The sequence below is a fragment of the Streptomyces xantholiticus genome (assembly GCF_014651015.1).
GTDB classification, from domain to species: domain Bacteria; phylum Actinomycetota; class Actinomycetes; order Streptomycetales; family Streptomycetaceae; genus Streptomyces; species Streptomyces xantholiticus.
The window spans coordinates 216,946-228,599 of record NZ_BMWB01000008.1 but is presented as its reverse complement, the minus strand read 5'-3'; the positions used below and the strand labels follow the sequence as shown (position 1 = coordinate 228,599).

The following is an 11,654-nucleotide window of genomic DNA, read 5'->3' as shown; positions in this document are numbered from 1 at the left end:
CTGCCGTGAAGGAGCCCCCGCCATTCCCGGGACCGTTCAGACCATGATTGAGACACGACCCCGAAAGAGGGATTGACGCACAGTGCTCGACGTCAACTTCTTCGACGAGCTGCGGATCGGCCTGGCCACCGCGGACGACATCCGGACCTGGTCCCACGGCGAGGTCAAGAAGCCTGAGACCATCAACTACCGCACCCTCAAGCCCGAGAAGGACGGACTCTTCTGCGAGAAGATCTTCGGTCCGACCCGGGACTGGGAGTGCTACTGCGGCAAGTACAAGCGCGTCCGCTTCAAGGGCATCATCTGTGAGCGCTGTGGCGTCGAGGTCACGCGCGCCAAGGTGCGCCGTGAGCGGATGGGCCATATCGAACTGGCCGCTCCCGTCACTCACATCTGGTACTTCAAGGGCGTTCCGTCGCGCCTGGGCTACCTGCTGGACCTGGCGCCGAAGGACCTCGAGAAGGTCATCTACTTCGCCGCGTACATGATCACGTTCGTGGACGAGGAGCGCCGCACGCGCGACCTGCCGTCGCTGGAGGCCCACGTCTCCGTCGAGCGCCAGCAGATCGAGAACCGCCGCGACTCCGACCTCGAGGCCCGCGCCAAGAAGCTCGAGACGGACCTTGCCGAGCTCGAGGCCGAGGGTGCAAAGGCCGACGTGCGCCGCAAGGTGCGCGAGGGCGCCGAGCGCGAGATGAAGCAGCTGCGCGACCGTGCCCAGCGCGAGATCGACCGTCTCGACGAGGTGTGGAACCGGTTCAAGAACCTCAAGGTCCAGGACCTCGAGGGCGACGAGCTGCTCTACCGCGAGCTGCGTGACCGCTTCGGCACGTACTTCGACGGCTCGATGGGTGCCGCGGCGCTGCAGAAGCGCCTGGAGTCCTTCGACCTCGAGGAGGAGGCCGAGCGTCTCCGCGAGATCATCCGCACCGGCAAGGGCCAGAAGAAGACCCGTGCGCTCAAGCGCCTCAAGGTCGTCTCCGCCTTCCTGCAGACGTCCAACAGCCCCAAGGGCATGGTGCTCGACTGCGTGCCGGTCATCCCGCCGGACCTGCGTCCGATGGTGCAGCTGGACGGTGGCCGCTTCGCGACCTCCGACCTGAACGACCTGTACCGCCGTGTGATCAACCGCAACAACCGTCTGAAGCGTCTGCTGGACCTCGGTGCCCCCGAGATCATCGTGAACAACGAGAAGCGGATGCTCCAGGAGGCGGTCGACGCCCTCTTCGACAACGGCCGCCGCGGCCGCCCGGTCACGGGCCCCGGCAACCGTCCGCTGAAGTCCCTCAGCGACATGCTGAAGGGTAAGCAGGGCCGCTTCCGCCAGAACCTGCTCGGTAAGCGAGTCGACTACTCGGCGCGTTCCGTCATCGTCGTCGGCCCGCAGCTGAAGCTGCACCAGTGCGGTCTGCCCAAGGCCATGGCGCTGGAGCTCTTCAAGCCGTTCGTGATGAAGCGCCTGGTCGACCTGAACCACGCGCAGAACATCAAGTCGGCCAAGCGCATGGTCGAGCGCGGCCGCACCGTGGTGTACGACGTCCTCGAAGAGGTCATCGCCGAGCACCCGGTGCTGCTGAACCGTGCGCCCACGCTGCACCGCCTCGGCATCCAGGCCTTCGAGCCGCAGCTGGTCGAGGGCAAGGCCATCCAGATCCACCCGCTCGTCTGCACCGCGTTCAACGCGGACTTCGACGGTGACCAGATGGCCGTGCACCTGCCGCTGTCCGCGGAGGCGCAGGCCGAGGCCCGCATCCTGATGCTGTCCTCGAACAACATCCTCAAGCCGGCCGACGGTCGTCCGGTCACCATGCCGACCCAGGACATGGTGCTGGGCCTCTTCTTCCTGACCACGGACGAGGAGGAGCGCAAGGTCATCGGTGAGGGCCGGTCCTTCGGCTCCACCGCCGAGGCGATCATGGCGTTCGACGCCCGGGAGCTCTCGCTCCAGGCGAAGATCGACATCCGCTTCCCGGTCGGCACCATCCCGCCGCGCGGCTGGACCCCGCCGGCGCAGGAGGAGGGTGAGCCGGAGTGGCAGCAGGGTGACTCGTTCCGTCTGCGCACCACGCTGGGTCGCGCGCTCTTCAACGAGCTGCTGCCCGAGGACTACCCCTTCGTCGACTACTCGGTGGGCAAGAAGCAGCTCTCCGAGATCGTCAACGACCTGGCCGAGCGCTACCCCAAGGTCATCGTGGCGGCGACGCTCGACAACCTGAAGGCGGCCGGCTTCTACTGGGCGACCCGTTCCGGTGTCACCGTGGCCATCTCCGACGTCGTCGTTCCCGAGGCGAAGAAGGCGATCGTCAAGGGCTACGAGGAGCAGGACGAGAAGGTCCAGAAGCAGTACGAGCGCGGTCTGATCACCAAGGACGAGCGCACCCAGGAGCTCATCGCGATCTGGACCAAGGCGACCAACGAGGTTGCCGAGGCGATGAACGCGAACTTCCCGAAGACCAACCCCATCTTCATGATGGTCAACTCGGGTGCTCGTGGAAACATGATGCAGATGCGTCAGATCGCCGGTATGCGTGGTCTGGTGTCCAACGCCAAGAACGAGACCATCCCGCGTCCGATCAAGGCGTCCTTCCGCGAGGGCCTGTCCGTGCTGGAGTACTTCATCTCCACGCACGGTGCCCGTAAGGGTCTGGCGGACACCGCCCTGCGTACCGCCGACTCGGGTTACCTGACCCGTCGTCTGGTGGACGTCTCGCAGGACGTCATCATCCGCGAGGAGGACTGCGGCACCGACCGTGGCCTCAAGCTCAAGATCGCGGAGCGTGGCGCCGACGGCAGCCTGCGCAAGACCGAGGACGTCGAGACCTCCGTCTACGCCCGGATGCTCGCCGAGGACGTCGTCGTCGACGGCAAGGTCATCGCGCCTGCCAACGTCGACCTCGGTGACGTGCTCATCGACGCGCTGGTCGCGGCCGGTGTGGAGGAGGTCAAGACCCGCTCGGTCCTGACCTGTGAGTCCGCGGTCGGCACCTGTGCGTACTGCTACGGCCGTTCGCTGGCGACCGGCAAGCTGGTCGACATCGGTGAGGCGGTCGGCATCATCGCCGCCCAGTCCATCGGTGAGCCCGGCACGCAGCTGACGATGCGTACCTTCCACACCGGTGGTGTGGCCGGTGACGACATCACGCAGGGTCTGCCCCGTGTCGTCGAGCTGTTCGAGGCTCGTACGCCCAAGGGTGTCGCCCCGATCTCGGAGGCGGCCGGCCGCGTCCGCATCGAGGAGACCGAGAAGACCAAGAAGCTCGTCGTCACCCCGGACGACGGCAGCGACGAGACGGCGTTCCCGATCTCGAAGCGTGCCCGTCTGCTGGTGGGCGAGGGCGACCACGTCGAGGTGGGCCAGAAGCTCACCGTGGGTGCCACCAACCCCCACGACGTGCTGCGGATCCTCGGCCAGCGCGCGGTCCAGGTCCACCTGGTCGGCGAGGTCCAGAAGGTCTACAACTCGCAGGGTGTGTCGATCCACGACAAGCACATCGAGATCATCATCCGGCAGATGCTGCGCCGTGTGACGATCATCGAGTCCGGCGACGCGGAGCTGCTGCCGGGCGAGCTGGTCGAGCGCTCGAAGTTCGAGACCGAGAACCGTCGTGTGGTCACCGAGGGCGGTCACCCCGCCTCCGGCCGTCCGCAGCTGATGGGTATCACCAAGGCCTCGCTGGCGACCGAGTCGTGGCTGTCGGCGGCGTCCTTCCAGGAGACGACCAGGGTCCTCACGGACGCGGCGATCAACGCCAAGTCCGACTCCCTGATCGGCCTCAAGGAGAACGTCATCATCGGTAAGCTCATCCCGGCCGGTACGGGCCTGTCCCGCTACCGCAACATCCGGGTGGAGCCGACCGAGGAGGCCAAGGCCGCGATGTACTCGGCCGTCGGCTACGACGACATCGACTACTCCCCGTTCGGCACGGGCTCCGGCCAGGCCGTTCCGCTGGAGGACTACGACTACGGTCCGTACAACCAGTAGTGGTTCGCGTGGAAGGGCGGTCACCCCATCGGGGTGGCCGCCCTTCCACGTTGCCGTGCAGGTCCTCCAGTGCCCGCAGAGCGCCTCTCGGACGCCCGGCACGGCCCGCGCCGGCGACGAGGGGGCGGGGGCCGGTCCGGGACGGGCCCGCGGCGCGTGCGAGGGCCGTGGAGTCCCGCCGTTTCCGTGCGCGGGCATTTGTTTTGACCGGAGTCCATGCGATAGGTACGCTCAGACCTTGTGCCTGGGGTGTGCCTGGGCTCGTGTGCGTGTCCTCAGCCGCACGGCGAGTCAGATATCGGCCACCGCAATCTGCGTTCCTTCCGTCTGTTCGGCGGAGGTCTGCAGCATTCGACACACCCGACCGCGTGGGTCGGTGACGTTCCAGGTTAGCTTTACTGACGGCACACAGAAACCGGAGAAGTAGTGCCTACGATCCAGCAGCTGGTCCGCAAGGGCCGGCAGGACAAGGTCGAGAAGAACAAGACGCCCGCACTCGAGGGTTCCCCTCAGCGCCGCGGCGTCTGCACGCGTGTGTTCACGACCACCCCGAAGAAGCCGAACTCGGCCCTGCGTAAGGTCGCGCGTGTGCGTCTGACCTCCGGCATCGAGGTCACGGCCTACATCCCGGGTGAGGGACACAACCTGCAGGAGCACTCCATCGTGCTCGTGCGTGGTGGCCGTGTGAAGGACCTGCCGGGTGTTCGTTACAAGATCATCCGCGGTTCGCTGGACACCCAGGGTGTCAAGAACCGCAAGCAGGCCCGCAGCCGCTACGGCGCCAAGAAGGAGAAGTAAGAATGCCTCGTAAGGGCCCCGCCCCGAAGCGCCCGGTCATCATCGACCCGGTTTACGGTTCTCCTCTGGTGACCTCGCTCATCAACAAGATTCTGCTCAACGGCAAGCGTTCCACCGCTGAGCGCATCGTCTACGGCGCCATGGAAGGCCTCCGCGAGAAGACCGGCAACGACCCGGTCATCACGCTGAAGCGCGCCCTCGAGAACGTCAAGCCGGCGCTCGAGGTCAAGTCCCGCCGTGTCGGTGGCGCCACCTACCAGGTGCCGGTCGAGGTCAAGCCCGGCCGCGCCTCCACGCTGGCGCTGCGCTGGCTGGTCGGTTACTCCCGTGCCCGTCGCGAGAAGACCATGACCGAGCGCCTCATGAACGAACTGCTCGACGCCTCCAACGGCCTCGGCGCTTCGGTCAAGAAGCGCGAGGACACGCACAAGATGGCCGAGTCCAACAAGGCCTTCGCGCACTACCGCTGGTAGTCGCTACCCACATCGAGACCGAGAGAAGACTGAGCCATATGGCCACCACTTCGCTTGACCTGGCCAAGGTCCGCAACATCGGGATCATGGCCCACATCGACGCGGGCAAGACGACGACCACCGAGCGCATCCTGTTCTACACCGGTGTGAGCTACAAGATCGGTGAGGTCCACGACGGGGCCGCCACCATGGACTGGATGGAGCAGGAGCAGGAGCGCGGCATCACGATCACGTCGGCCGCGACGACCTGTCACTGGCCGCTCGAGGACGTCGATCACACGATCAACATCATCGACACGCCGGGTCACGTCGACTTCACCGTCGAGGTGGAGCGTTCGCTCCGCGTCCTCGACGGCGCTGTCACCGTGTTCGACGGTGTCGCCGGTGTCGAGCCCCAGTCCGAGACCGTCTGGCGTCAGGCGGACCGCTACGGCGTGCCGCGTATCTGCTTCGTCAACAAGCTCGACCGGACCGGTGCCGAGTTCCACCGCTGTGTCGACATGATCGTGAACCGCCTCGGCGCGACCCCGATCGTCATGCAGCTCCCCATCGGCGCCGAGGCAGACTTCAAGGGTGTCGTCGACCTCGTTCGTATGAAGGCTCTTGTCTGGTCCGCCGAGGCCACCAAGGGCGAGATGTACGACGTCGTCGACATCCCGGCCACGCACGCCGAGGCCGCCGAGGAGTGGCGCGGCAAGCTGGTCGAGACGGTCGCGGAGAACGACGAAGAGATCATGGAGCTGTACCTGGAGGGCCAGGAGCCCACCGAGGAGCAGCTGTACGCCGCGATCCGTCGTATCACCATCGCGTCCGGCAAGGGCGGCGACACCACGGTCACCCCGGTGTTCTGTGGCACCGCGTTCAAGAACAAGGGCGTCCAGCCCCTGCTCGACGCGGTCGTGCGCTACCTCCCCTCCCCCCTGGACGTCGAGGCCATCGAGGGCCACGACGTGAAGGACCCGGAGGAGGTCGTCCGCCGCAAGCCGTCCGAGGCCGAGCCGCTGTCGGCGCTCGCGTTCAAGATCGCGAGCGACCCGCACCTCGGCAAGCTCACCTTCATCCGGGTCTACTCGGGTCGCCTGGAGGCCGGCACCTCGGTGCTGAACTCCGTGAAGGGCAAGAAGGAGCGCATCGGCAAGATCTACCGCATGCACGCCAACAAGCGTGAGGAGATCGACTCGGTGGGCGCCGGCGACATCGTCGCCGTCATGGGCCTGAAGCAGACCACCACCGGTGAGACGCTCTGCGACGAGAAGAACCCGGTGATCCTGGAGTCCATGGACTTCCCGGCGCCGGTCATCCAGGTCGCGATCGAGCCCAAGTCCAAGGGTGACCAGGAGAAGCTGGGTGTCGCCATCCAGCGTCTCGCGGAGGAGGACCCCTCCTTCCAGGTTCACTCGGACGAGGAGACCGGCCAGACCATCATCGGTGGTATGGGCGAGCTTCACCTCGACGTCCTCGTCGACCGTATGCGCCGCGAGTTCAAGGTCGAGGCCAACGTCGGCAAGCCGCAGGTCGCGTACCGCGAGACGATCCGCAAGGCCGTCGAGCGTCACGACTACACGCACAAGAAGCAGACCGGTGGTACCGGTCAGTTCGCCAAGGTGCAGATCGCGATCGAGCCGATCGAGGGCGGCGACGCCTCGTACGAGTTCGTGAACAAGGTCACCGGTGGCCGCATCCCCAAGGAGTACATCCCCTCGGTGGACGCGGGTGCGCAGGAGGCCATGCAGTTCGGCATCCTGGCGGGCTACGAGATGACCGGCGTTCGCGTCGTTCTTCTCGACGGTGGCTACCACGAGGTCGACTCCTCCGAGCTCGCGTTCAAGATCGCCGGATCGCAGGCCTTCAAGGAGGCCGCGCGCAAGGCTTCGCCCGTGCTGCTCGAGCCGATGATGTCCGTCGAGGTCACCACGCCCGAGGACTACATGGGCGAGGTCATCGGCGACATCAACTCCCGCCGTGGTCAGATTCAGGCCATGGAGGAGCGCAGCGGCGCTCGCGTCGTGAAGGGCCTCGTGCCCCTCTCGGAGATGTTCGGCTACGTCGGAGACCTCCGCAGCAAGACCTCGGGTCGCGCAAGCTACTCGATGCAGTTCGACTCCTACGCCGAGGTTCCCCGGAACGTCGCCGAGGAGATCATCGCGAAGGCCAAGGGCGAGTAACTCACCCGGGTTCACGCTTTAGGCTTGTCACCGGAGCCACAAGGGGAATTCCCTCCGCATCCAGGAGGGAATTCCCCGGGCCCCGGCATCCCAGCAAAGATCACCTGGCGCCGATGAGTAAGGCGTACAGAACCACTCCACAGGAGGACCCCAGTGGCGAAGGCGAAGTTCGAGCGGACTAAGCCGCACGTCAACATCGGCACCATCGGTCACATCGACCACGGTAAGACGACCCTCACGGCCGCCATTACCAAGGTGCTGCACGACGCGTACCCGGACCTGAACGAGGCCTCGGCCTTCGACCAGATCGACAAGGCTCCTGAGGAGCGCCAGCGCGGTATCACCATCTCCATCGCGCACGTCGAGTACCAGACCGAGTCGCGTCACTACGCCCACGTCGACTGCCCCGGTCACGCGGACTACATCAAGAACATGATCACCGGTGCCGCCCAGATGGACGGCGCCATCCTCGTGGTCGCCGCCACCGACGGCCCGATGCCGCAGACCAAGGAGCACGTGCTCCTGGCCCGCCAGGTCGGCGTTCCGTACATCGTCGTCGCCCTGAACAAGGCCGACATGGTGGACGACGAGGAGATCCTGGAGCTCGTCGAGCTCGAGGTGCGTGAGCTCCTCTCCGAGTACGAGTTCCCGGGCGACGACCTGCCGGTCGTCAAGGTCTCGGCGCTCAAGGCGCTCGAGGGCGACGCCGAGTGGGGCCAGACCGTTCTCGACCTGATGAAGGCCGTCGACGAGTCCATCCCGCAGCCCGAGCGTGACGTCGACAAGCCGTTCCTGATGCCGATCGAGGACGTCTTCACGATCACCGGTCGTGGCACGGTCGTCACCGGTCGTATCGAGCGTGGTGTCCTCAAGGTCAACGAGACCGTCGACATCGTCGGTATCAAGACCGAGAAGACCACCACCACGGTCACCGGCATCGAGATGTTCCGCAAGCTGCTCGACGAGGGCCAGGCCGGTGAGAACGTCGGTCTGCTCCTCCGTGGCATCAAGCGCGAGGACGTCGAGCGCGGCCAGGTCATCATCAAGCCGGGTTCGGTCACGCCGCACACCAGCTTCGAGGCCCAGGCCTACATCCTGTCGAAGGACGAGGGTGGCCGTCACACCCCGTTCTTCAACAACTACCGCCCGCAGTTCTACTTCCGTACCACGGACGTGACCGGCGTCGTGACCCTCCCCGAGGGCACCGAGATGGTCATGCCGGGCGACAACACCACCATGACCGTCGAGCTGATCCAGCCCGTCGCCATGGAGGAGGGCCTGAAGTTCGCCATCCGTGAGGGTGGCCGGACCGTGGGCGCCGGCCAGGTCACCAAGATCAACAAGTAATTGTTGTTCTGACCTGTGCCGCTCCGGACGGAGCGTCATATGAGGGCCCCCGGCCCGCCTTTATCGGCGGGGCGGGGGCCCTCGCCGTTGCCCTGCTCGTGTCGGTACACCCCACCCCGGTAGGGGGTGTGTCAGTGTCTGCCCGTAGCATTCGCGGGTCAGCTGTGACATGTCCACTAAGGGGTTGGGGACAACTTGAGATTGGGACGAGTGCGCGGCACTGCCGTCGCTGCGGCGCTCGGTGTCGTGGCGGTCCTGGGCGTCCAGGGCATCGCAGGCGGCTCCGAAGCAGAAACGGAAGCGCAGGACCAGGCGGCGAACGGCCCCTCGGCGTACAGCGCCCGGGCGAAGGAGACCGGCCCGGTCAAGAGCGAGGTGCACAGGCTCGCCCTGACGTCCAAGGGCCGGGGAGAGGCCGCCCTCTCGCGCCGTGCCACCGAGCCGTTCGGCATGCTGGGTGTGTCCTGGACCGACGCGGACGCCGAGGTCAAGGGCACGATCGAGGCCCGTACCCGCAGCGCGGAGACCGGGGAGTGGTCCGACTGGATCGCCCTGGAGCCGTATCTGCGCGGCCTGGACGGCGAGCGCGCCGCGGAGCGCGGCTCGACCGAGCCCGTCTGGGTGGGGCGCTCCGACGGCGCCGAGGTGCGGGTGAGCGACGGAGCGGCCTCCGGCACGCTGCCGGCCGGGCTCCGCCTCGACATGGTCGACCCGATCGCCGACGGCGATGCGGACCAGGGCGGTGACGAGCTGAACGCCGAGCCGGCAGCCTTCGCGGCCCCCGCCATCGACCCCGGCCCGCCGTCCACCGTTCCGCAGCCGCCGGTCGTGACGCGTGCGCAGTGGGGCGCCGACGAGAGCCTGAACAACGAGGGACCGATCTACCTGCCGGACGGCAGGATCAAGGCCGTCTTCGTGCACCACACCACGGACGCCGACTACGACTGCGCGGAGTCCGCCGCCATCGTCCGGGCCATTCACGTCTACCACGTGAAGACCAACGGCTGGCGCGACCTCGGTTACAACTTCCTCGTCGACAAGTGCGGCACGATCTTCGAGGGCCGCCAGGGCGGCATCGACCAGCCCGTCCAGGGCGCTCACACGTACGGCTTCAACGCGGAGTCGACGAGCGTCTCGGTCATCGGCGACTACACCGACGTCGCTGCGTCGAACGCCGCGCTGACCGCGACCGCCCGGATGGCCGCCTACAAGCTGGGCCAGTACGGCGGTGACCCGGCGGGCACGACGACGCTGGTCGCCGGTGCCACCCAGACGAATTACCACGGGCAGAAGTTCACCGCCGGGCAGGCGTACACGTTCAACCAGATCTCCGGTCACCGGGACGGCTTCAACACCCAGTGCCCGGGCATGAAGCTGTACCCGCAGCTGCCCAGCATCCGCACGCTGGCCGCCGGCCCCGTGCAGAACCTCCAGGTCACCTCGGTGGGTGGCGGAGCGCTGCCGGTCGACGGCGCGTACGAGAGCCCCGGGCCGGTCACCCTGAGCTGGTCCACGAGCACCCCGAGCTCGCTGATCACCCGGTTCGAGCTGCTGGTCGACGGCGCGCCCGTCACCACGACCTCGGGCAGCGCTCGCAGCGCGTCGGCGACCCTCCCGGCAGGGACACACACGGTGGCGGTCAAGGCCGTGCACCAGTCCGGAAAGACGACCGTCACCTCGGCCGTCACGGTGAAGGTGCCCTTCCCGAAGAAGTTCGTGCCCGTCACCCCCGAGCGGCTGATGGACACCCGGGTCGGGCTGGGTGTGCCGCAGGCGAAGATCGGCCCCGGCGGTGTGGTGACCCTTCAGGTCGCCGGCAAGGGTGACATTCCCGCGACCGGCGTCGGCGCCGTCGTGCTGAACGTGACCGCGACGCGGGTGACCGGTACCAGCTTCGTCTCCGTGTACCCGAACGGCACCACCCGTACGGACGCGTCGAACCTGAACGTGGTCGAGGGCCAGACCGTGCCGAACCTGGTGATCGTGCCGGTCGTCAACGGCAAGGTCGACTTCTACAACAACGCCTACAGCATCGACCTGATCGCCGACGTCACCGGCTACTACACGACGGGCGCCGACGGCTCCACGCACGTCAACATCGGTCCCGAGCGGGTGATGGACACCCGTACCGGTCTCGGCGTGCCGCGGGAGAAGCTCGGCCCGGCGGACGTCGCGACCCTTCAGGTCGCCGGTGTGAACGGCGTCCCCGCGGATGGCGTCACGGCGGTCGTGCTGAACGTGACCGCGACGCGGGTGACCGGCACCAGCTACATCTCGGTGTACCCGGACGGTACGACCCGTACGGCCGCGTCGAACCTGAACGTGGTCGAGGGCCAGACCGTGCCGAACCTGGTGATCGTGCCGGTCGTCAACGGCAAGGTGAGCTTCTACAACAACGCGAACAGTGTCGATCTGATCGCGGACATCACCGGCTACTACACCTCCGGCAGTGAAGGCGCGCTCCACTACAACGTCGGACCGAAGCGCCTGATGGACACCCGTGTCGGTCTCGGCGTCCCACAGGAGAAGCTGGGCGCGGCCGATGTGGTGACGCTCAAGGTCGCCGGCGTCGGAGGCGTCCCGGCCGACGCCAGCGCGGTGGTGCTGAACGTGACGGCGACGCGGGTGACCGGCACCAGCTACATCTCGGTGTACCCGGACGGTACGACCCGTACGGCCGCGTCGAACCTGAACGTGGTCGAGGGCCAGACCGTGCCGAACCTGGTGATCGTGCCGGTCGTCAACGGCAGGGTCAGCTTCTACAACAACGCCTACAGCGTCGACCTGATCGCGGACATCACGGGTTACTTCGTGAAGTGATGTGACGCGCAGGCCGTGACACGGCGAGCGGGGTGTCCCGGGGCTTCGGCCCCGTGACACCCCGCTGTC

At 66.8% G+C, this 11,654-nt stretch carries 6 protein-coding genes; all 6 read left to right on the top strand.

Going from position 1 to position 11,654, the window contains the following annotated elements:
- Positions 1–82: 82 nt before the first annotated feature.
- The 6 genes from IE198_RS15660 to IE198_RS15635 all read left to right on the top strand — a co-directional run bounded on the left by IE198_RS15660 (position 83) and on the right by IE198_RS15635 (position 11,585).
- Positions 83–3,982: a DNA-directed RNA polymerase subunit beta' gene (locus IE198_RS15660; protein ID WP_189886882.1), complete on the top strand. Its 3,900-nt coding sequence runs from the start codon at positions 83–85 to the stop codon at positions 3,980–3,982.
- Between the two features lie 426 nt (positions 3,983–4,408).
- Positions 4,409–4,780, top strand: a complete 372-nt coding sequence (gene rpsL / locus IE198_RS15655) for a 30S ribosomal protein S12 (protein ID WP_003948652.1) — start codon at positions 4,409–4,411, stop codon at positions 4,778–4,780.
- A gap of 2 nt (positions 4,781–4,782) precedes the next feature.
- The gene (rpsG, locus tag IE198_RS15650) at positions 4,783–5,253 is read left to right on the top strand and encodes a 30S ribosomal protein S7 (protein WP_100108597.1); all 471 of its coding nucleotides are present in this window, start codon (positions 4,783–4,785) and stop codon (positions 5,251–5,253) included.
- 38 nt (positions 5,254–5,291) lie between these two features.
- Complete coding sequence (gene fusA / locus IE198_RS15645; RefSeq protein ID WP_189886880.1) at positions 5,292–7,418, top strand: elongation factor G; 2,127 nt, start codon at positions 5,292–5,294, stop codon at positions 7,416–7,418.
- A 153-nt stretch (positions 7,419–7,571) separates the two neighbouring features.
- The gene (gene tuf / locus IE198_RS15640) at positions 7,572–8,765 is read left to right on the top strand and encodes an elongation factor Tu (RefSeq protein WP_189886878.1); all 1,194 of its coding nucleotides are present in this window, start codon (positions 7,572–7,574) and stop codon (positions 8,763–8,765) included.
- 210 nt (positions 8,766–8,975) lie between these two features.
- Positions 8,976–11,585 (top strand): N-acetylmuramoyl-L-alanine amidase, encoded by a 2,610-nt coding sequence (locus tag IE198_RS15635; protein WP_229833970.1) that lies wholly within the window; start codon positions 8,976–8,978, stop codon positions 11,583–11,585.
- The last annotated feature ends 69 nt before the right edge of the window (positions 11,586–11,654 follow it).

Bases quoted from the DNA above. Each gene is read 5' to 3' on its own strand.
- rpsG (WP_100108597.1), top strand. From the start codon at position 4,783: ATGCCTCGTAAGGGCCCCGCCCCGAAGCGCCCGGTCATCATCGACCCG.
- fusA (WP_189886880.1), top strand. From the start codon at position 5,292: ATGGCCACCACTTCGCTTGACCTGGCCAAGGTCCGCAACATCGGGATC.